The organism is Alkalimonas delamerensis (assembly GCF_030717955.1).
GTDB lineage: Bacteria > Pseudomonadota > Gammaproteobacteria > Enterobacterales > Alteromonadaceae > Alkalimonas > Alkalimonas delamerensis.
The window spans coordinates 177,112-197,608 of the sequence record NZ_JAUZVY010000007.1; the positions used below are offsets into that span (position 1 = coordinate 177,112).

15 protein-coding genes are annotated in these 20,497 nt (G+C 53.7%); 8 read left to right on the forward strand and 7 right to left on the reverse strand.

Annotated features, from left to right (window positions below):
* Window positions 1-4: 4 nt before the first annotated feature.
* Window positions 5-1,381, reverse strand: a complete 1,377-nt coding sequence (locus Q3O59_RS15285) for a M24 family metallopeptidase (RefSeq protein ID WP_305946403.1) — start codon at window positions 1,379-1,381, stop codon at window positions 5-7.
* A gap of 226 nt (window positions 1,382-1,607) precedes the next feature.
* Between Q3O59_RS15285 and Q3O59_RS15290 the strand changes: the two genes are divergently transcribed.
* On the forward strand, window positions 1,608-2,279 hold the full coding sequence (locus Q3O59_RS15290) for a type 1 glutamine amidotransferase domain-containing protein (protein WP_305946404.1): 672 nt from the start codon (window positions 1,608-1,610) through the stop codon (window positions 2,277-2,279).
* 51 nt (window positions 2,280-2,330) lie between these two features.
* Here the strand turns inward: Q3O59_RS15290 and Q3O59_RS15295 are convergent, their stop codons facing one another.
* Window positions 2,331-3,191 carry a prohibitin family protein gene (locus Q3O59_RS15295; protein WP_305946405.1) on the reverse strand — a complete coding sequence of 287 codons (861 nt, stop codon included), beginning with the start codon at window positions 3,189-3,191 and terminating at the stop codon, window positions 2,331-2,333.
* Window positions 3,192-3,571: 380 nt separating this feature from the next.
* Between Q3O59_RS15295 and Q3O59_RS15300 the strand changes: the two genes are divergently transcribed.
* A complete protein-coding gene (locus Q3O59_RS15300; RefSeq protein ID WP_305946406.1) occupies window positions 3,572-5,278 on the forward strand; it encodes an alkaline phosphatase D family protein in 1,707 nt (568 codons plus the stop codon).
* A 48-nt stretch (window positions 5,279-5,326) separates the two neighbouring features.
* Here Q3O59_RS15300 and Q3O59_RS15305 read toward each other — a convergent pair whose 3' ends face one another.
* From Q3O59_RS15305 to Q3O59_RS15315, 3 genes are all read right to left on the reverse strand, one after another.
* The gene (locus Q3O59_RS15305; RefSeq protein ID WP_305946407.1) at window positions 5,327-6,616 is read right to left on the reverse strand and encodes an alpha/beta hydrolase family protein; all 1,290 of its coding nucleotides are present in this window, start codon (window positions 6,614-6,616) and stop codon (window positions 5,327-5,329) included.
* Between the two features lie 69 nt (window positions 6,617-6,685).
* Complete coding sequence (locus Q3O59_RS15310; protein ID WP_305946408.1) at window positions 6,686-8,920, reverse strand: TonB-dependent receptor; 2,235 nt, start codon at window positions 8,918-8,920, stop codon at window positions 6,686-6,688.
* A gap of 256 nt (window positions 8,921-9,176) precedes the next feature.
* Window positions 9,177-9,614 carry an OsmC family protein gene (locus Q3O59_RS15315; protein ID WP_305946409.1) on the reverse strand — a complete coding sequence of 146 codons (438 nt, stop codon included), beginning with the start codon at window positions 9,612-9,614 and terminating at the stop codon, window positions 9,177-9,179.
* A gap of 234 nt (window positions 9,615-9,848) precedes the next feature.
* On the opposite strand from Q3O59_RS15315, the gene Q3O59_RS15320 reads away from it, so the two are divergent.
* The 5 genes from Q3O59_RS15320 (at window position 9,849) to Q3O59_RS15340 (ending at window position 15,634) form a co-directional block, all read left to right on the forward strand.
* Window positions 9,849-10,265, forward strand: a complete 417-nt coding sequence (locus tag Q3O59_RS15320; RefSeq protein ID WP_305946410.1) for a hypothetical protein — start codon at window positions 9,849-9,851, stop codon at window positions 10,263-10,265.
* Window positions 10,266-10,376: 111 nt separating this feature from the next.
* Window positions 10,377-10,931, forward strand: a complete 555-nt coding sequence (gloA, locus tag Q3O59_RS15325; protein WP_305946411.1) for a lactoylglutathione lyase — start codon at window positions 10,377-10,379, stop codon at window positions 10,929-10,931.
* Window positions 10,932-10,986: 55 nt separating this feature from the next.
* Window positions 10,987-12,669 carry a class I SAM-dependent methyltransferase gene (locus Q3O59_RS15330; RefSeq protein ID WP_305946412.1) on the forward strand — a complete coding sequence of 561 codons (1,683 nt, stop codon included), beginning with the start codon at window positions 10,987-10,989 and terminating at the stop codon, window positions 12,667-12,669.
* A gap of 99 nt (window positions 12,670-12,768) precedes the next feature.
* Window positions 12,769-13,392: a DUF642 domain-containing protein gene (locus Q3O59_RS15335; RefSeq protein ID WP_305946413.1), complete on the forward strand. Its 624-nt coding sequence runs from the start codon at window positions 12,769-12,771 to the stop codon at window positions 13,390-13,392.
* 175 nt (window positions 13,393-13,567) lie between these two features.
* Window positions 13,568-15,634, forward strand: a complete 2,067-nt coding sequence (locus Q3O59_RS15340) for a S9 family peptidase (protein ID WP_305946414.1) — start codon at window positions 13,568-13,570, stop codon at window positions 15,632-15,634.
* 69 nt (window positions 15,635-15,703) lie between these two features.
* Here the strand turns inward: Q3O59_RS15340 and katG are convergent, their stop codons facing one another.
* A complete protein-coding gene (gene katG, locus Q3O59_RS15345) occupies window positions 15,704-17,890 on the reverse strand; it encodes a catalase/peroxidase HPI (RefSeq protein WP_305946415.1) in 2,187 nt (728 codons plus the stop codon).
* 327 nt (window positions 17,891-18,217) lie between these two features.
* Here katG and Q3O59_RS15350 point away from each other — a divergent pair, with 327 nt between their 5' ends.
* On the forward strand, window positions 18,218-19,147 hold the full coding sequence (locus Q3O59_RS15350) for a chemotaxis protein CheV (RefSeq protein WP_305946416.1): 930 nt from the start codon (window positions 18,218-18,220) through the stop codon (window positions 19,145-19,147).
* 44 nt (window positions 19,148-19,191) lie between these two features.
* Here Q3O59_RS15350 and Q3O59_RS15355 read toward each other — a convergent pair whose 3' ends face one another.
* On the reverse strand, window positions 19,192-20,445 hold the full coding sequence (locus tag Q3O59_RS15355) for an HD-GYP domain-containing protein (RefSeq protein ID WP_305946417.1): 1,254 nt from the start codon (window positions 20,443-20,445) through the stop codon (window positions 19,192-19,194).
* Between the last annotated feature and the right edge of the window lie 52 nt (window positions 20,446-20,497).

Genomic DNA, 20,497 nt, shown 5'->3' on the forward strand with positions numbered 1-20,497 from the left:
ATGGCTAGCGAACCAAATGCCACTCGGTCTGCCGCCCGGCCAGATAAATCACCCGCTGCCCATCAAAGTAAGCACTTTGCTCCAGCATAATCTGAATGGTTTGATTGCCCCATTCCGGTAACGGCTGTTTGATATTGCCTTCAATGGCATAGGCCGTATTTGGATAGAGTGGCCAATCACCATTCACTGCGGTAGGTCCCTGATTATCCCACATGCCAATGGTGGGCCCTGGCGCATGGCCAAAAAAGCCAATCGGGTGGGTGTAGGTGCTGCTGTTAAGTCCTGCAGCCTTGCTGGCTATCTGGGTTGCCGCCAGGATTTCATTGCCGCTACGACCGGTTTTAAATTCGGCGGTGAGGATATCCTGCCAGCGGTTGCCCTGGCGCAGTGCATCGCGCAGACCTTGCGGTGCCTCGGTTTCATCGAGCTTCAGCACATAGGCCATTTCCTGAGTATCGGTACACATTTTTAGGTAGCAAATGCCAACATCGGTATGCAGCACATCGCCCCGTTGAATCACCCCTTGGTTGATGCTGCAAAACGGTTGCTCATCGCTGCAGCTTTCCCCCTGACGCTGAAAAGTGACATAGGGCATAAACCAAATGGGCAGGCCCAAATCCTCAAAGCGTTGCCGTAAGTACCAGGCGACATCGTCGGTGGTGGTAACGCCAGGGGTAATCACCCGCGAGCTAAAGCCTTCCGCAATAACGCCGCGTGCCAGGCCAACCGCATGCACATACACACTAAGCTCTGCCTCGGTGCGGGTTTCCAGCCACCGAACCACCAGGTTCTCGGCCGGCTCCAGCCGTTGTTGATACTGCTCTGGCAGCACGGCCAGCAGTCGCTGATGCATGCCCTTGGTCAGGCCATCGGCTTCCGGCCAGTGTTTTGAGACATTGATGCCGATGCGCTTAGGGTCTTTTGCCACAATGAGATCGGCCAGTGCCTGCCATTGCTCGTCCAAATCGCCGCCCGACCAGACCGATTCATAAGGCGCCCCAAAGGGGTAGGTGTTGACCGAGAGCTTCTCAACCGAGCCATCTGCCAGCCGGTTAAAAATCAGCATGGTGGTCCGTCGCGCCGCAAAAGTGGGCTGGGGAACTAAGCTAAAAAACACCGGATCTTCCACGTATTCGCGGTTAATCACCAACCACATATCAAGCTCTGTCTCGGCCATCAGCGCAGGCAGCAGGCTGCTCAAGCGCTCGTTCAGCATGGCATTTTCCGGTGCAATGCGATCGCGGTGAGCGAGCACACTGAATTGATCAGCCGATGCAATCACCCGCCCCTGTGCAGGCGTTTCGGTGGCAGCCTGAGCAGATTGAACACAAAGGCCAAGCAGCAAGCTGGCAACCAGCATGGGCATTTTCGCTTTAAACATGAAGGGCATATCCTTGGTAGTGTTAGCACGATAATTTTTATTCTTAACACACTTTGGTGGCGGGGCAAACTGGCTTTGCTGCGCTTGGGCGGGTAAGTTTTCTAAGTTGTTCGGTGCAAGCCTATCATGCAGTCAATAGTGGCGGTGATCAGACGGTCATCTGAGCCAATGGTTGTATCTGTGCGTACTCATACCCATTGATGCCGTACAACGATTTGGAGGAACGATGAAAAAAGTACTGATTTTTTTGACCAACCACGCCACCCTTGGCGATACCGATGAAGCCAATGGCACCTATGCGCCCGAGCTAACCCATGCACTGGATGTGTTGCTGCAAGCTGGGGTGGATTATGAATTAGCGTCCATCCAAGGCGGTAAAGCGCCGCTTTACGGCACCGATATTGAAGGCGATGCCATCAATGCAAAAATCCTGGCCGATGAGAAATTCCAACAGCGCATCAATAACACCACCGCTGTCGAGCAGTTGACCATTGATGACTACGATGCGATTTTTTACCCAGGTGGCTTTGGTTTGCTGTCGGACTTGGCAACTCATGAGGGCGTGGCCAGGTTAAGTGCCCGGCACTATGAACAAGGCGGGCTGTTGGCGGCTGTTTGCCATGGCCCGGCGGGGTTGCTGCCCATTACGCTGAGCAGTGGTAACAAATTGCTGGCAGAGGCTATTGTGACTGGCTTTACCCGGGAAGAGGAAGTCGATTACGGCACCATCGACAAAATCCCATTCTTGTTGGAAGAGTCACTGGCCCGTACGGCCAAGCAATACCGCAAAGGGCAGCCGTGGGGCGAATTGGTGATTGAAGACAACCGGGTGATTACCGGCCAGAACCCAGCCAGCGCGCATGGCGTTGCGGCTGCTTTGGTGAAACATTTGGTGTAGCTTTAGCAACAGCAGCATGTCTTGGCAGATATGCTGCTGTTGTCTTGACGACTACTTATTGGCTTCAATAAAAGGCACGGTAGCGTTCGGCAGCATGGTGGTAGGCAGTTTGCCATCCCAACGCTCTGCTTTTACCAGCTCCACCAACAGCGGGTTGTTAGCAAGCGCCGCGGCCCGCTCGCGAATGGCTTCCGCCTCGGCGTTACCGCGCAGCCGTATGCTGTCGGCTTCGGCCTGGGCCTGAGCCCGCACCCGATCCGCTTCGGCTGCAGCCCGGGTTCGCACGATATCGGCTTCCACCCGCTCACGCTCCAGGTTTTGCCGTTCACGCTCAACGGCCACTTCTGCCAGCATGCGCTGTTCGACGCTTTCTTCATAGGCCGCACTGAAGGACACGTCTTCCACCTGCACACCCAGAATAATCACTGGCCCGGTGACCGACCTTTGCACCGCTTGCGCCATTTCCAAATTCAAGCGGCCACGCTCACGAATGGAGGTGGCGGCATTGAACTGACCCAGCACAGTTTTGGCTTCTTCCAGCACAATCCGTGTCACCTGGCGGTCAATCAACGCCTGGCGGGTGCCAAAATTCCGGTACACTTCATCCACCCGGCTGCTGTCGATTTGGTAGCGTACCGACAGGTTCATTACCGCCGGTTGCTGGTCATTACTGTAGGCTTCCATATTGCGGTACAGCTCTACCTGCTCTTGCACTGAAATTTTGCGCACACTGTCGATCACCGGCAGTTTAAAATGCAAACCCGGCTCGGCCACGTTGATCAGGCTGCCGTAGCGGATCACCACGCCACGCTCACCTTCATCCACGGTGTAGAAACTGCCGACTGCAAACAGCAGGATAAGAATCCCCAATGCCGCAGCAGCTGCGGTAAAAATGTTTTTATTTTTTGCCATTATTGATCGTCCTTCTTCTTCTTTGACTTGCCGCTAATGATTTCATAGGCCTTAATCGAGCCCAGAATCACCAGCACTAACACAACGAAAAAGCCGATCAGTGATAATCCAAATCCCATAGCTCGCTCCTTCAAAAACAAGAACGGCTATGATAACGGGGTTTTAAGGCAAAATAACAATTTTTAACTCCGAAATTGCAACATTTTGTTACGAAGTAAAAATATATTCATTGCTACCCGAGTGGACTATGCCGCCGGTCTGCAGCTGAGCTTTTAAAGGCTCTCATTTGTGGGTTCACTCAGCATCCATCCGTGACTTGAGGCTGTCATGCTGCGGAAACATAAAGCTTTTACTCTAAAGTTTTTCTCTGGAGTGATGGCATGTCCACTGTTTCCCGTAGGGACTTTTTAAAATTTTCAATGTCTTGTCTCGCTGTCGCTGGTGTTTCAACCGTACTGACAGGGTGCAATCCTTTCACAGGGCCACAGGCACTGAGTCCTGTGGTGTTTAGTCATGGTGTGGCCAGCGGCGATGCCAGCCAAACGGCGGTTATTCTCTGGACCAGAGCTTTGCCTGCCGTGGCCTCGCAGGCCAGCGTCACGGTCGGGTGGCAGTTGGCGACAGATCCTGCATTTACCAACCTTGTTCGCAGCGGTCAGGTAAGCACCTCGGCGGATAAAGATTTTACCGTGAAAATTGACGTGCAGCAGTTGGGCGCAGGTAAGCACTATTACTACCGCTTTGTGGCGGCCGATGGCGAAAGCCGGGTGGGCCAGACACGGACTCTGCCGGCAGAAGGATTGGCGCCCTGGAAACTGGCGGTCTTCTCCTGCTCGAATTATCCGGCCGGTTATTTTCATGTATACCGGGAAGCCTGCAAGCGGCAGGATCTGGATGCCGTGGTGCACTTGGGCGACTACATCTACGAGTACCCGGCCGATGGTTATGCCACCGAGTATGCCGAGCGGCTTGGGCGAACCCTGGCACCGGATAACGCCACAGAAACCATTAGCCTGACCGATTACCGCAAACGGTATGCGCTGTACCGGACCGATCCGGACTTGCAAGAACTGCATGCCACCTTGCCCTGGTACCTGGTATGGGATGATCATGAAATCAGCAACGATACCTGGCACAGTGGGGCCGAAAATCATCAGCCCGAGACCGAGGGCGATTTTTTCGTCCGCCGGGCCGCAGCCGTGCAGGCGTACTACGAGTGGTTGCCCATTCGTCCACCCATGGGGGAAGAGAGCATCCAGATCTACCGCAGCTTTCAGTGCGGCGATTTAGCCAGCCTGCATTTGCTCGATACCCGTTTGATTGCCCGCGATCAGCAGCTGGACTACAAAGATTTTGTCGATCCGCAAAGCGGAGCCTTTGCCACAGACGCATTTCGTCAGGCCATGGGGGCGGAGCGGGCTTTATTGGGGGCAGAGCAGTTGCAGTGGCTGAGCGGGCAGTTGGATGCGTCCACAGCCAAATGGCAGCTCTTGGGACAGCAGGTGCTGATGGCGAAAATGCATTTGCCGGCAGAGTTGCTGGCTGTGACCGATTACAGTACTTTACCGGCGAAACTGCAGGACTTAACCGCCGCCAAACAACGGGTGTTGTTGGCACAGCAGCAGGGGCAGGATCCCGAGCCAACCGATCTGGCCAGAGTCTCACAGCTGATGCCCTACAACCTGGATGCCTGGGATGGCTACCCGCGTGAACGGGAACAGCTGTTTGCGACCGCCAAAATGCTGAATAAACCTTTGGTTGTACTGGCCGGCGACACCCACAATGCCTGGCACAGCGTGCTGAGCGATCAGCATGGAGAATTGGTTGGGGTCGAGTTTGCCACTGCCAGTGTTAGTTCGCCGGGCATTGAAAAGTACCTGTCAATCGCGCCAGAGCAGGCCGCTGGGCTGGCGGCTGCTTTTCAACTGCTGATCCCGGATCTACAATGGTGCAACGTGCATCAGCGTGGTTTTATGATGCTGGACATTTCGGCTGCGCAGGTGCAATGCCAATGGCAGTTTGTTGAAGACGTGCTAACCGAGGACTACCGGCTGGGCACAGCGCATCAGGCCAGCTTTACCGGTTAGCCAGCTGGCGTATACAAAGCCCCTGCGTCGCAGGGGTTATTGGGTGGGCTAGGGCGCTTCGTGACGGAACTGCCAGGACATGCCTGTGTCGTACCTGGCCGGAAAGCCTGGCCAGCCACTTTGCTCCGGGCTGGTTACTTGCCCCTCGCCAGGGGTTGGGCTCAGCTGCAAATAGGCGCACTGCTCTGCCATTTTTTTCAAATGGCAATCGAGCATGGCCAGTGCAAAGTGTTGATTAATAGCATTAATGCTTTGTATCGACCAACTTGGCTCGTGGTAATGGGCAAAGTCCATCGCATCGTGTCGTGCGACTGCAGGGGCTGGGTGTGGCGCAATGTTGTGGCGGGCATGGTGATAGGTCAGCAGGTATTTGCTGGGACTGCCGCTGTGATCATACAACCATTGCATACCCGCATAATCCGATACATCGTCTTGATCGCCCGCCCAGAACATGATCGGAACCTGCATCTGCTGCAGTGCACTGGCAGAGAACAGCCGATGCTGTCCGCCCCAGGGGGCGATGGCGATAGCGGCTTGCCAGGCCGGATCAATCTGACTATCGGCGACCTGACCTCCGGCACAGCTGTTCAACAATTGCTGCAGTGCCGCTGTTTGCTCGGGATCGGAGCTGCCGGTCAAGGCCTGAATGCTCGCAGCCGGGAAGTCAAAACAGCCACCCACCGTATTGATGGCGCCATAGCCACCCATTGAATAGCCAATCACAGCCGCGGTGTCCGTATCGATAACACGATGCAATGGGCTATTGGGTTGCCGAAAGTGTTCAAGTACAAACTGCTGATCGCGTGAGCGATGGTACAGGGTGTTTAAAAATCCCTGAAAAGGCGCTTGAACGGCATCGATTTCGGCGTTGGTTGAATGAGGATGATCCAGCGCAGCCACTACATAACCATGCGATGCCAGATGCTCACCCAGGTAAAACATCAGGGTGCGGTAACCGGTGTAGCCATGCGATAACACCACCAGGGGGAAACTATGTTCCTGCACGGCTTCAGCATCGCGCCAGGCGTGGCCCTGCAGCCGGAAGGGAAGGCCACTTTTGGTCACGTTGTTGTAGGTGGCAGGCACCGCGTTTACAGCGACTGTCGCCGGGTACCAAACCTCCAGCACCAGAGTGCGATCTTCATGCCGTTGGCTGGCCGGTTCCCACTGATGCGGATGAACGGCCTGCATGGTCGTTACCCCCACTGCATAGGGACCCGGTTGTGAAAGACTGGGTTGCAAAGCCGCAGGGCGGGCCGGATACAACTGCTCGGCGGCACGATCCGTGTTGGGTGTCATGGCTGCAAGCAGCAAGCCTGAAAGCAATGCAAAGGTCATGGGGTGAGACTTCCTTAAAAAAGGCTAGGCAGCGGGTGGAGGCTGAAGCCTGCACCCGCGTTGTGGAGGTTACATAAAGGTTTTGCGAAGCTCCAGCCCTACCATCCGTGGAGGTCCGGCAATAAAGCTAGGGTAACCGAAAGCGGCGCCGGTATTGCCAGCATCGACCAGGTACTCTTTATTGAACATATTGTTGGCAAACAAGGTAATCGCCCAGTTGTGCTGGCTGTTCTCCAGCCCTAGCCGGAGGCTGGTTTGCTGCACTGCGGCCTGACTGATATCAAAACCGGCCACTGGCGCATTGTCCTCTTCGAAGAAAACATCGCTGCGGAAGGTGTAGAGCACAGAGCCGGTCATGCGGTAGTGGCGACTCAGATCACGGCCGTATAGCACACCGGTACCAACCGTGTACTCAGGCTGCAAACGGAAGCGATTGCCAGCCAGGTCGCCATTGCTGCTGTTTTCATCTATTTTGGCATCAATCCAGGCCAGGTTGGCAAACCATTCCAAATCCGGTGTAATGGTCGCTTTAAGCTCGGCTTCCACCCCAATGTTGTTGGCATCGCCGGCGTTGTCGACAAAAAAGTTTCCGGCATCATCCTGCAGCGTCACCTGGAAATTGGTGTAGTCCTGGTAAAAGAAAGAGACCGCGTAACGCAAGCGATTGGCATTCAGGCTGCCTTTCAAGCCGGCTTCATAGTTCCAGACGGTTTCCGCCGGAATGATATCAACCCGCGGTACCACACCTTCTGCACTTTGTGTTGACCCTACATCCACCACTTCCGAGCGACGACCTTTGGACACGGTAGCATAAAAATTGAGATTGTCGTTTAAACGGTACAAGGCATTGAAGCGTGGCAACCAGCTGGAAAAGCGGCCGTCGGCACTGAAAATGACATCATTGGTCGATGCCACTGGCAACAAGGGCACGCCAGCCAGCACGGAATTGCCAAAGTTTGAGGCATAGCGGCTGGTTTTGTCTTCACGCACATAACGCAAACCCGCCGTCAGTTCCAACCGCTTGGTGACGGCATAACTCAGATCAAAGAAAGCCGAGTACGCCGTATGCTCACCAAAGTTCTGGAAATAACCCTGGTAGGGCAAGACGTCAAAGGCACCTTGGGTCAGCAAAGGAGTCAGCACAGTGACAGAGCCATCGGCATTGATGCAGGGTACTCCAGACGGAAGCATGCCCATGCAATTTAAGAAAATGGATTCTTCCGTACTAAAAGGAACGCGCTGATGGCCTTCTTCATCAAAATAACTGACGCCTACAAAACCATTCAGTTTTTGCCCGCTGTATGCCAAGCGCAGCTCCTGACTGAACTGTTTGCCGGTAGCATCCTCCGCAAACTCCAAAAACCACGCCTGAGTGCCGTCAGCATCGAACACTTCCAGTGAATCAAAACGACGCTGAGCGCTGATGCTGGTTAATTGCCAATGCTCATTGAGATCCCAGTTCAGGGTCAGGTTCAGATCTTTGACCGTGCGGTCAATGCCCAAATCGGCTTTGCCCAACACCTCGGCAGCAACCGGACTGCCGCTGGCTTCCACAAAGCTAAAGGGACTGGTGTCGCCACCGGTTGGTGCAAAGCGGCGGCTTTTAAACGAGGTGCCGGTATCCGAGTTTCTCTCGTAGTTGTACACCAGATCGATGGTAAGATCTTCACTGGGGGTAAACCGCAGCGAAGGACGGATACCAAAACGCTCAATGCCGTTCAAATCAGGTTGGTTGACGGCAATGTTTTCAATGTACCCCGCCCGTTCACGGTAGGTGAAGGCCAGACGACCCTGGACTGTCGGTTGCCCACCGGTGATATACCCCTGAACGCTTCGGGCAGAAAAGTTACCTAAACCGGCCGTGATACCCGCCTCAAAGTCTTCCTGTGGCTTGCGGGTGGTGACACTCAAAGCGCCAACCGAGGCGGCTGTACCAAACAAGGTAGCCTGTGGGCCTTTCACCACTTCAACCCGTTCAATGTCGAACAGCTCAAAGTAAGAACCGCGCGATCGCGAAATATCGGTGCCATTGTAATACACCGAAACGCGTGGAGCCGCCTGGGACGAACCGCTGTCCGAGGTAATGCCACGAATGACAAAACCCGGATTATTTGGGCTTTGCTCTTGAATAATAAGCCCAGGGGTGATTTCAGACAGCACATCCAAATCCACAATACCCAATTGCTCCAGCATTTCGCCGTTGAAGGCGCTAACCGTAACCGGCACATCCTGAATGGCCTGAACCCGTTTTTGTGTGGTCACCGTGATGCGCTCAACGTCATCCAGCTCTGCATAGGCTGCCATGGAAACACCGGTAAGGCAGGCAGCAACAACTGAACTCACTAAAGAGCGTGGAAAATGTACGGTTGTGAATAAAGCCATAAAATACACCCAAGTCATCCGAGAAAGCAGCTAGAGTAGTTGCTCTAAATGACAATTGGGTGATGATTTGTTGATGAAATGATGAAAATTTTAAGGCAAAACCCTTGCAAAAAAGCCCATCCGGCTGCGAAGCGCGGCCGCTCAGTTCAGACAGGCTGCGCTTGCTTTCATCGAGCAATCAATGCGCCAGGCTATGCAGCACCTCAGTACCATGCAACAAATTATCATGCAGTGGGCAACGGGCGCAGACTTCATCCAGAAACTGCTGCTTTTCTGCATCCGTTAAATCGGCATCAATGCTGGCGCTGATGCGGATTTGCGCAAAACCTACCCGGTCATCGCTCGGCTTGCCCATCAGGCCGGCCGGGTTGTAATCGCCTTCTACCGTAATTTGCATGCTGCGCAGGGTAATTTTTTGCTGAAAAGCCGCAATCCGGCCAATGGTGCCAATGCAACCACCCACCGCAAACAGCATCATTTGCAATGGCGTAGGCCCGGTGCCAGTGCCTTTGGCCGCCACCGGTTGGTCAATCATCACTTTGTGGCCATCAATGTCTGCGGCGATTGCAAAGCCATCGGCCATAGTGGCTTGTACGGTTACGGTTTTATTGCTCATAAAGTTATCCTTAGCCTTGATTACAAAAGCCCTAGCATAACGGTTGTGGCGAAGGCGTGTATGCGGCAGATCAAATTCAAACTCATTAAATTAATTTATTCTAATTTAAATCGCGGGGCAGCGCTGCTGTAGCAAAACAGAGACAAGCTTTTGACTAAAAGTCGTGTTCAGATCAAAGCAAGCCAGGTTCGTTTTGCTAATCTAATAGTCTGGGTTTCACATAGGAAGAGTAGCATGCCTACCACCAAGTTTACCCTCTGGCGTGAGCAGCGCGTGCTATTGGCGCGTGTCAAAGGCAGTTGGAACCGTCTCACTGCCGAGGATTTCAGTACCCAGTTTAAAGCCGAGGCGGCTCCCTTGTGCAACCAGCCTTGGGCGCACATCGTCTACCTGGACGACTGGCAACTGGGTGTGCCGGAAATGGAGCCCGTGATTCAGGATCTGGTGGGCTGGTGCATCCAACACCAACTGCGTTACGTTGCACAGGTCTACTGCCCTAGCATGATCAAAAAATACCAGCTCGACAAAATGATTCGCGACAGCAGTTCGGGCTTTGAAAAGCGGGTTTACCCGTCCGAGCAAGAAGCCTTTGCCTGGCTGGCATCGGTGGGCTTTGGCACCGACACTGCCAGCTTGCAGCAAGCCGGTTAGCATGCAGCAAAACATCCAGCCAAGATAGGAACAGCGCGGCGTACAAGGTGGGCGAAATCTGCTAAGCTGGCAGCCTGATTGTTTATTCTTGCTACTTAGAAGGAACCAGCCATGAGCCGTCATTATGAAAGCGCCCCCGGCCTGTGCGAGCAGCGCGATCCGGCCACCAACGACTTTGTCTTTAACCAAACCATGCTGCGCATTAAAGATCCGGCCGTAAGCCTGGATTTTTACACCCGGGTGCTCGGCATGACATTGGTACGCAAGCTGGATTTCCCCGAAATGACCTTTTCGCTGTTCTTCCTGGCGGCGCTCAGCGAGCAAGAAGCACAGCAGTGGTCCAAGGATACCGATGAGCGCACCATCCAAACCTTCAGCCGCCCGGCCATGCTGGAGCTCACCTGGAACTGGGGCAGCGAAAACGACGACAACTGCCAGTACCACAACGGCAACGACGAGCCCAAAGGATTCGGCCACATCGGCTTCGCCGTCCCCGACCTAACCGCCGCCTGCCAGCGTTTTGAAGCGCTGGGCGTGTCTTTTGTGAAAAAACCAGCCGATGGCAAAATGAAAGACATCGCCTTTATCCGCGACCCGGATGGTTACTGGATTGAGATTTTTGAGCCCGCCAAGCTGCCTGAAGGGCTGGCTGAGTTTTTGGGGTGAATTCTTTTAGGCATAGTATTTATTTTTTTACCTCACATGGGTAAGCCGTGCTGTTATGAGTAAAAATGTTGATATCTATCACAGGCAGGCAAAGCTGTTTGCAGCTCAATACGATGCGCTGAGTTTCGAGCAGGTACATGCGTGTTGGCGGTCGTTTTGGCCCAAAGAACAGCTGGTGCTGGATATTGGCGCTGGCAGTGGCCGAGACGCTCAATGGCTTTCTCGGCAGGGGTGTCAGGTGATAGCTGTCGAGCCAGCTAATGATTTGTTGCAGTTGGGCAAGCTAAAAACAGCTGAGCAAGTTAAGTGGTTGCAAGACAGCTTGCCTGAGCTTAAGGCGGTTTATCAGCTTAATCTCCAGTTCCAAACTATTTTACTCAGTGCTGTGTGGATGCATATTTTGCCGTCTGATCGTGAGCGAGCTTTTCGGAAAATTACCAATTTACTGGCACCTGGTGGCCGTTTTGTTTTAAGCCTGCGTTATGGCAGTTTCAGTGACAACCGGGTGGCTTACCCGGTAGGTATCGATGAAATTTCTGACTTGGCGAAGAAGTTTGGTTTGGTTGTTCGTTATATCAGTGAGCGCACAGCAGACAGTGGCGGACGAAGTGATGTTGAGTGGCAAACTTTAGTCCTAGAGTTGCCTGATGATGGCAGCGGTAGTCTAAGCAAGGTCCGGCATATTGTTGTGAATGACAACAAATCGTCTACTTACAAGTTGGCCTTGCTCCGCTCTTTGGTGCGTATAGCTGATGCGCATCCTGGCGCCGTTGTTGATAAACAAGATGGAACTGTGGCTATCTCCCTTGGTTTGGTGGCGCTTTATTGGATCCGTTTATTTAAGCGTCTGGTTGACAACAATATCCAGCAAAACTCTGATCCTGCGAAAGGGTTAGGGTTTGTTAAAGCGAACGGCTGGGATTTACTCAGTCATCTGACGGCTGATGATTTCGCTATCGGTAACTTTTACACTGGCCAGGATGCACTAGCTCTGCAGCAGTTAATGGTTGATACATTGGCTACTATCAAAGCCGGACCAGTGACTTATATCTGGCAAGGGCACAGAGATAACCGCTTGTTTGCCATCGAGCGTTCCAAGGTTAAGCGACAGAGCTCTGTATTGCTGGATAAAACCTTTCTTGATAGTTTTGGTCGCTTCATTTTAAAAGATGATATGTGGCATTGCTTTCGCCAGTATGGCTGTTGGATTGAGCCTCTATTGGTGCAGCAATGGATTACTGAAATGCAAAAGTATGAGCGGAACCAACAGCAGCAGATATCACTGGATACATACCATCATCAACTGCGTTGGTTAGAGCATCAACACGACACGGCTATGGTTCGAAAGAAGGTTGAGCAGTTGCGCCAACAAGGCATGGATGTCTGTAGCGTCTGGAGTGGTGAGCGGCTTTACAGTTATGACATTGATCATTGTGTTCCATTCAGCTATTGGCCAAATAATGACCTGTGGAATTTACTTCCGGCCAGTACAAAAGAAAATAGGCAAAAACGTGATCGACTTCCGAGTCAGTTGAGGCTTAAATCCTCAAGCTGGTTTATTATCGAGTGGTGGCAACAGGCCTGGCAGAGCGAGTCAGAACAGCGGCGTTTTTTTACAGAGGCGAGTTTGTCGCTGCCAAACCTCTCCGAGGAATGCCAAGATTTTGATGAAGTTTTTGATGCACTGCAGTACCAGGTGCTTGGTGTGAAACAGCGACTTCAGATGGGCGAATGGTAATAACCCCCTGATTAACAAAGCCGATTAATTTTTGTTCCGCTGCCATTTGTTAACTGGTACAATGAGCGTGTTTTTTAACCGCATATTTGAGGGATCAAAATGTCTTTAGCACTTGTTCGTACCGTAGTAGGTGCTGCTGTATTGGCAGTAGCGAGTTTTAGCAGCCAAGCGTCGTTGATTGTAAACGGCGATTTTGAAGCCAACCCGATTAACCCCAATTCCTGGACCTGGAAACCATCCAGCGAAGTGCCAGGCTGGCAGGGCAGCAACATTGAAATCTGGAACTCGATGAATGGTGTGCAGGCGATGACCGGCAATCATTTTATTGAGCTGAATGCGCATGGTGGCAATACCGGCGCCTGGTCCATTTTCCAGAGCTTTGCCACGGATATTGGCCAGAGCTATGAGCTGAGCTTTTATTACCGCGCCCGGAACGGCAGCAATGAACAGTTCGAAGTGACGGTAGCGGATTTGAGCCAAACGCTGAACGAACACACCAACCAAGGCTGGAGCTTCTTTAGCAGCAGCTTTGTCGCCACCGATACCAATACCACCTTGCGCTTTACTTCGCACAACAGCGGCACCATCGGCAACTTTCTGGATGGTGTGAGCGTGGTGGCGCAACAAGGTGTGGCAGCAGTGTCTGCCCCGGCAACCTTTGGTGTGTTTGCTGCTGGTTTATTGGCGTTAGGCCTGACTCGCCGCAGCCGTCACAAGGGCTAAGTTTGCTTCATCTTCGTTAAAGCCGCCTTGTGCGGCTTTTTTGTTGCCAGTGCTCTGGCGACTGTTCCTAGGCTTCAGCCAACCAACGCCCAAAGCCTGCCATTAACCGTGCCTTTTTCCGCTGTCGTTGCACCTGTGCTAAAGTAGCCGGCGGTTTAACGACAGAGGATAACCCATGGTTCCTTTCTTCTCCGGCCGCCTGACGGCGGTTCTGACTTTATCGGCCAGCCTGCTGTGGACTGGCCTGGCCCAGGCCGAGGCGCCAAGACCCCTGACGCCTGAAGACCTGTGGGCGGTACAACGGCCATCGGCACCGGTGATGGCGCCGGATGGTAAAAGTGCGCTGTACGGTGTGAGCAGCTACAGCATGGAAACCGACCGCGGCACCACAGCCCTGCATTGGCTGAACCTGCAAACTGGCCAAAGCCAACAGCTGACCTTTCCGGCCAGTGGCAGCGACAGCGGGGCGGTGTGGCGGCCCGATGGCAGCAAGATTGCCTTTGTGTCGCGCCGTCAGGCCGAGCGCAACCAGATTTTTGTGATGCGGATGGATGGTGGTGAGCCACGCCAGCTGACCGATTTGCCGGTAGCGGTGTCGGCCGTGCAGTGGATGCCGGATGGCCAGAGCCTGGTGTTTATGGCCCAGGTGCCAGCCGACTTTGACGGCGACTTTGCTGCATTGAAAGAGCAGCAAGCTGAAAAGGCCAAATCCAAAGTCTCGGCCTTTGTCACCGAAAACCGTTTGTACCGGCATTGGGATCGCTTCTTAGAGCAAGATGCGTATCCGCGGCTGTTTCGGGTGCAACTGGCCAGCGGCGATGTCACTGAGCTGACACCGGGTTGGCAGCGGTATTTCAACATTGGCGGTGGCATCAGCTACGACATCTCGCCCGATGGCCGGCAAATTGCGCTGACGGCCAATACCACCGAGCCCCCTTTTGATGACTTTAAAGCCGATGTGCTGTTGCTGCAAACCGATGGCAGTGGCAGCTACGTTAATCTGAGCGCGGACAATACCGGTCGCGACATCAATCCGGTGTTTAGCCCGGATGGTCGCTACCTGCTGTGGGGCCGCAGCTTGCGCACGGATTTCTACGCCGATCAGATCAATTTAGTGCAATACGACTTGCGCAACGGCCAGAGCCGCATTTTGACCCAGGATTTTGATCTTACTCCGGTCAACTGGCAGTATTCGCGCAATGGCCGGCAGATCTTCTTCCAGGCCGATGACAGGGCCATGACCTCCCTGTTTGCCATGCCGGCGCGAGGCGGTGCCATTCGTGAGGTGCTGCGAGGCGGTACCAATACTGGCCTGGCTGAGACCGCCGATGGCCGCTTGCTGTTTGTGCATCACGGCCTGACCCAGATGCCGGAGCTGTTCAGTGTGCGGGTAAACGGCCGTGACCGCCGCCAGATCACTCAGCTGAATCAGGCGCTGCAAGACAGCATCGACTGGGGCAAGGTCGAGAATGTGACCTACGCTGGCGCCAACGATGCCCCGGTGCAGATGTTTGTGGTTTATCCGCCGAACTTTGATGCCAGCAAAAAGTGGCCAGTCTTAAACCTGCTGCACGGTGGCCCGCACGGCTTCTTTGGTGATACCTTTCATTTTCGCTGGAACGCTCAGGTGTTTGCCGCTGCCGGTTACATCACCATTCTGCCTAATTTCCATGGCTCCACCAGCTTTGGCCAGGACTTTGCCATTTCGATTCATGGCGATCACCCAACCAAGCCTTTTATCGACTCGGAGCGGGCCGTCGACTTTATGCTGCAGCGTCCCTATGTCGACGGCAATCGGCTGGCAGCAGCCGGCGGCAGCTACGGTGGCTACCTGGTGAGCTGGATAGCCGGCCATACCGACCGTTATCAGGCGCTGATTAACCACGCCGGGGTCTACAACCTGAAAGGTCAGTTTGCCTCCGATACCACAGCGCACCGGGTGCATGCCTATGGCGGAGCGCCCTGGGATGGCATGGAGAACGTGCTGCGTTTTAGCCCTTCGATGCATGCCGCCAACTTTAAAACCCCAATGCTGATCATCCACGGTGAGCTGGATTACCGGGTGCCGGTGACCCAGGGTTTTGAAATCTATGGTGTCTACAAAGGCATGGGGCTGGATGCGCGGCTGGTGTACTTCCCGGATGAAAATCACTGGATCTTAAAGCCGAACAACTCGGTGTTCTGGTTCAATGAATTCACCGGCTGGCTGGACCGCTACTTAGGCCCAGGCCCGAAAGAGTAAGCTTCGCGCATTAAAAAATGCATAAAAAAGCCCCGCCAGTGACCTGGCGGGGCTTTTTTTAGCTTGGTGCTATTTCAGATCAAAGCGATCGTTGTTCATCACCTTGACCCAGGCGTTGACAAAGTCCTGCACAAACTTGGCTTTGTTGTCGTCCTGAGCATAGACCTCGGCGTAAGACCGCAGGATGGAGTTGGAACCAAACACCAGGTCGACCCGGGTTGCCGTCCACTTGGTGGCACCGGTTTTACGCTCGACAATGTTGTACTGGTTCTTGCCGGTTGGCTCCCACTTATAGCTCATGTCGGTCAGGTTGACAAAGAAGTCATTGCTCAGCACGCCGACTTTGTCGGTAAAGACACCATGCTTGCTGCCGCCATGGTTGGTACCCAGCACCCGCATACCACCCAGCAGCACCGTCATTTCCGGTGCAGACAGGCCCATCAATTGGGCACGGTCCAGCATCATTTCTTCCGGCTGCACGCTGTAATCGGCTTTCAGCCAGTTGCGGAAGGCATCGTGCAAGGGCTCCAGCACCTCAAACGACTCGGCATCGGTCATCTCCTGCGTGGCATCGCCACGGCCCGGTGCGAAGGGTACTGTGATGTCGACACCTGCGTCTTTGGCCGCTTTTTCCACTGCCGCACTGCCACCCAGTACAATCAAGTCGGCCATACTGACTTTTTTACTCAGCGAGGCCTGAATGGCTTGCAGTACCTTCAGCACTTTTTGCAGCCGCTCTGGTTCGTTGCCGGCCCAGTCTTTTTGCGGCGCCAACCGGATACGGGCACCATTGGCGCCGCCGCGGTAATCAGAACCCCGGAAGGTACGGGCGCTGTCCCAGGCGGTCGCCACCAGCTCGGACACCGACAAGCCACTGGCCAGTACTTTGGCTTTCAGCTCGCTGATTTCGGCTTCGGTCAGGGTATAATCGGCTTTGGGCACCGGATCTTGCCAAATCAAATCTTCTTTTGGCACATCCGGCCCTAAATAACGGCTTTTCGGTCCCAGATCGCGGTGGGTCAGCTTGAACCAGGCGCGGCGGAAGGTCTCGGCAAAGTACTCCGGATCCTTGTAGAAACGCTCGGAGATTTTGCGGTAGTCCGGGTCCATCTTCATTGCCATGTCGGCATCGGTCATGATGGGGTTATGGCGAATGGATGGATCTTCCGCGTCCGGCACCTTGTGCTCTTCTTTAATGTTGACCGGCTCCCACTGCCAGGCACCGGCCGGGCTCTTTTTCAGCTCCCAGTCGTAGTTTAGCAGCAGCTCAAAGTAGCCGTTGTCCCATTGCGTTGGGTTGCTGGTCCAGGCGCCTTCCAGGCCGCTGGTGACGGCATCGCGGCCAACACCGCGGGTTTTGTGGTTCATCCAGCCAAAACCTTGCTCGTGAAGTTCAGCGCCCTCAGGTGCCGGGCCTAAGTTGGCCGCATCGCCATTGCCGTGTGCTTTACCGACGGTATGGCCACCGGCGGTCAGGGCCACGGTTTCTTCATCGTTCATTGCCATGCGCTGGAAGGTGACCCGTACGTCGTGTGCGGTTTTCAGAGGGTCTGGCTTGCCATCCACCCCTTCCGGGTTGACGTAAATCAGGCCCATCATTACGGCAGCCAGAGGGTTTTCTAAGTCGCGCTCACCAGAATAACGGCTGCCTTCGCTGCCGGATGGTGCCAGCCATTCTTTTTCTGAACCCCAGTAGGTGTCTTTTTCCGGGTGCCAGATGTCTTTGCGACCACCGCCAAAGCCAAAGGTTTTTAAACCCATGGATTCATAAGCCATGTTGCCGGCCAGAATCATCAGATCGGCCCAGGACAGCTTGTTGCCGTATTTTTTCTTAATGGGCCACAGCAAACGGCGGGCCTTGTCCAGGTTGCCGTTATCCGGCCAGCTGTTTAACGGCGCAAAGCGCAGGTTGCCGGTGCCAGCACCACCCCGGCCATCGGCAATCCGGTAACTGCCCGCGCTGTGCCAGGCCATGCGGATAAACAAGCCACCGTAGTGGCCCCAGTCGGCTGGCCACCAGTCCTGGCTATCGGTCATCAGGGCTTTGAGATCGGTTTTTACCGCTTCGAGATCGAGCGATTTAAAGGCTTCGGCGTAGTTAAAGTCGTTGCCGAGAGGGTCGGTTTTGCTGTCGTGCTGGTGCAAAATATCGAGGTTGAGGGCTTTGGGCCACCAGCTCATTACATTGTCGGTGGCAGCGGTGTTGGCGCCGTGCATCACCGGGCATTTGCCGGTGCTTTGATTACTCTTGTCCATGCATCACTCCTTGTTCAGGTTGGTTTTACTGAGCGTACTGCAGGTACTCACGCTTTAGCTGTATCAACTATAGACAGCAAACCACTGTGTCGAAAGTAAATTTTCCTGAATAGGGTAATCGCTTTTTTTGATGACAAGCTGGGCTTTTAATTGTGTACGCTCGTGAGACAGGATGCTGTAGTTGTTCATTGTCACCAAAAAAAAGCCAAAGCCGCTCAGTGGGCGTATACCTGACAATAACTGCTACACTTAAGCGTGATCTGAAACAGGATAACGAACTGATGTTCGGTTATACTGAAGGTAAGCCAACCGCATTTTGGAGCCCCTATGAGCAAATTTATGGCCTCGGTCGATCAGCGAACCAACCTGGTTGGCCAGAACCGTTTGGAATTACTGATTTTTCGGTTAAATGGCGCTCAGCCTTATGGCATCAACGTGTTTAAAGTACGGGAAGTGTTGCAGTGCCCTGAGTTAACGGAAATGCCCGGTGCTTCGCCCCATGTGCGCGGTATTGCCCATCTTCGTGGTGAAGCCATCACTGTGATTGATCTAAGCCAGGCCACCGGTGGCAAAGGCATTCAGGATTTGAAAAAGGCCTTTATTCTGGTAACCGAATACAACCGCACCACCCAGGGCTTCCTGGTGGGGGGCGTGGACCGCATCGTCAACATCAATTGGGAGCAGATCAGCCCACCACCGAAAGGCTCAGGTGCCAATCATTACCTGACGGCGGTGACCAAAGTGGATGACCGTTTGGTGCAGGTGCTGGATGTCGAAAAAGTCTTTGCTGAAATTTCCCCACCGGATGAAGAAGTCAGCGAGAGCCTGAAAAAAGAAGCAGCTCAGATGAATCTGGCAGATATGATTGTGCTTGTTGCTGATGATTCTGCGGTCGCTCGGGGCCAGGTCAAGCGTGCGCTCACCTCGATTGGGGTGAACATTGAGCTGGTTAACGATGGCAAGCAAGCCCTGCAGTGGTTGAAGAAAAAAGCCGAAGAGCTCGGTGGTGATATTTCCAAGAAAGTGCCACTGCTGATTTCAGACATTGAAATGCCGGAGATGGATGGTTATACCTTAACGGCGCAAGTGAAAGCGGACCCTGATTTGGCCAGAATGCATGTGGTGCTGCACTCGTCTTTAAGCGGTGTTTTCAACGAAGCCATGGTGAAAAAAGTCGGTGCCGATCAGTTTATTGCCAAATTCCACCCGGATGAGCTGGCTGCCGCGGTGGAGCATTGGATGAAAGCGGATAATTGACATCATAAAGATAAGCTCAAGCAAAGAGGGGGCCTGACAGCCCCCTATTTTTTTCCCTGAACATGGTAACTGATTTGAGCGCAAGGGTTCAGGTATTCCAGCACCTGGCTGGGTACTTGCTGAGGTTTCAATACTTTGTCGATGGCGATATCGCCGTCTGCCAATGACAGTACCGGCGCTTCCAGTCTTGGGATATCGGGTTCATACACCATAATATCCGGCTGCAACAAGGCGTCGCTGTTGACGGTAATCACCATCCCAACCCGCTCATCGCTGAGTAGCACCAAAGTGCCAGGTGGGTAGACACCCATTTGTTTGATCAACAGCTTTAACTCGGTTTCCGGTAATTTTTCCCGCATTTTTTTGTACATGTACGACAGGGCGGTATGCGGCGAGCGTGTCGCCTGGCCTGGTCCTGGGTGGCAGAGGTTATCAAAGGTGTTCACCACCATCACAATGCGGGCCAAGGGGTCAATGGCATCGCCTTTTAAACCTTTGGGGAAGCCGCTGCCGTCCATGTACTCGTGATGCTGAAAGAGTACAGGAATGGCTTCGGGCGGAAAATCCCCCAGCTTTTCGGCCAGCTCAGCACCGTATTGGGTGTGCAGGTTCAGCAGGTTTTGCTCTGGCTGAGTGAGCGGTTCTTTTTTGCGCATGATCTGGCTTGGTAAGCGCAGCTTGCCGATATCGTGAAACAAGGCCGCAAAACCAACCAAGCGAACCTGAGATTCGCTCAATCCGAGGTTTTTTGCCAACACCATGGCGATGGTGGAGACATTGAGCGCATGGTAGTAGAGGTTTTCCTGATCTTTTTGCGCTGTGGCGATCATGTGCATGGACAAGGCATCGGGCTTGACGATGTCTTCGGCCATTTTGGCGGCCAGCTCGGTTGCTTCTTCGATGGCGGTGACCGGCTGGCTGCTGAGCTTTTTCATCAGCGCATGCAGTTGGTTGAAGGATTGAGAGAAGGCCTTTTCCGTTTTCTGAATGCTGCGACGTCGTGCTTTTGAGGCTTCGATCCTGGCGGATTTTTGTTGCTGCAACTGGGCGCGGTATTCTGCGGCTTCATCAATTTGCTTGAGCACCTCATCGCCTGATGGGGGGGCGCTGGGTGCTGCCGCCAGGCTTTTTTCTGGGTAATGGTAAACAAAGTCCAGTTTCAGCGACTGAATGATCCGGATTTGATGAATGTTTTCAATGGTCAGTTTACTCGACATAAAAGGATGCTGCAGCCAGCTGAGGGGCAGCTTAATGGCATAGCCAATACGGAGTTTGGTCGGACTAATTTTCTCAGGCACCTGTCTTTCCTGTTGATGTAAATCCAGATTTCAGAATTGCAAGTCTAGTACA

Excerpts from the sequence above, each read along its gene's own strand:
- Q3O59_RS15330 (WP_305946412.1), top strand. The coding sequence starts at position 10,987 with ATGAGTAAAAATGTTGATATCTATCACAGGCAGGCAAAGCTGTTTGCA.
- Q3O59_RS15300 (WP_305946406.1), top strand. The coding sequence starts at position 3,572 with ATGTCCACTGTTTCCCGTAGGGACTTTTTAAAATTTTCAATGTCTTGT.
- Q3O59_RS15290 (WP_305946404.1), top strand. The coding sequence starts at position 1,608 with ATGAAAAAAGTACTGATTTTTTTGACCAACCACGCCACCCTTGGCGAT.
- katG (WP_305946415.1), bottom strand. The coding sequence starts at position 17,890 with ATGGACAAGAGTAATCAAAGCACCGGCAAATGCCCGGTGATGCACGGC.
- Q3O59_RS15315 (WP_305946409.1), bottom strand. The coding sequence starts at position 9,614 with ATGAGCAATAAAACCGTAACCGTACAAGCCACTATGGCCGATGGCTTT.
- Q3O59_RS15285 (WP_305946403.1), bottom strand. The coding sequence starts at position 1,381 with ATGTTTAAAGCGAAAATGCCCATGCTGGTTGCCAGCTTGCTGCTTGGC.
- Q3O59_RS15310 (WP_305946408.1), bottom strand. The coding sequence starts at position 8,920 with ATGGCAGCCTATGCAGAGCTGGATGACGTTGAGCGCATCACGGTGACC.
- Q3O59_RS15320 (WP_305946410.1), top strand. The coding sequence starts at position 9,849 with ATGCCTACCACCAAGTTTACCCTCTGGCGTGAGCAGCGCGTGCTATTG.
- Q3O59_RS15295 (WP_305946405.1), bottom strand. The coding sequence starts at position 3,191 with ATGGCAAAAAATAAAAACATTTTTACCGCAGCTGCTGCGGCATTGGGG.
- Q3O59_RS15335 (WP_305946413.1), top strand. The coding sequence starts at position 12,769 with ATGTCTTTAGCACTTGTTCGTACCGTAGTAGGTGCTGCTGTATTGGCA.
- gloA (WP_305946411.1), top strand. The coding sequence starts at position 10,377 with ATGAGCCGTCATTATGAAAGCGCCCCCGGCCTGTGCGAGCAGCGCGAT.
- Q3O59_RS15350 (WP_305946416.1), top strand. The coding sequence starts at position 18,218 with ATGAGCAAATTTATGGCCTCGGTCGATCAGCGAACCAACCTGGTTGGC.
- Q3O59_RS15340 (WP_305946414.1), top strand. The coding sequence starts at position 13,568 with ATGGTTCCTTTCTTCTCCGGCCGCCTGACGGCGGTTCTGACTTTATCG.
- Q3O59_RS15305 (WP_305946407.1), bottom strand. The coding sequence starts at position 6,616 with ATGACCTTTGCATTGCTTTCAGGCTTGCTGCTTGCAGCCATGACACCC.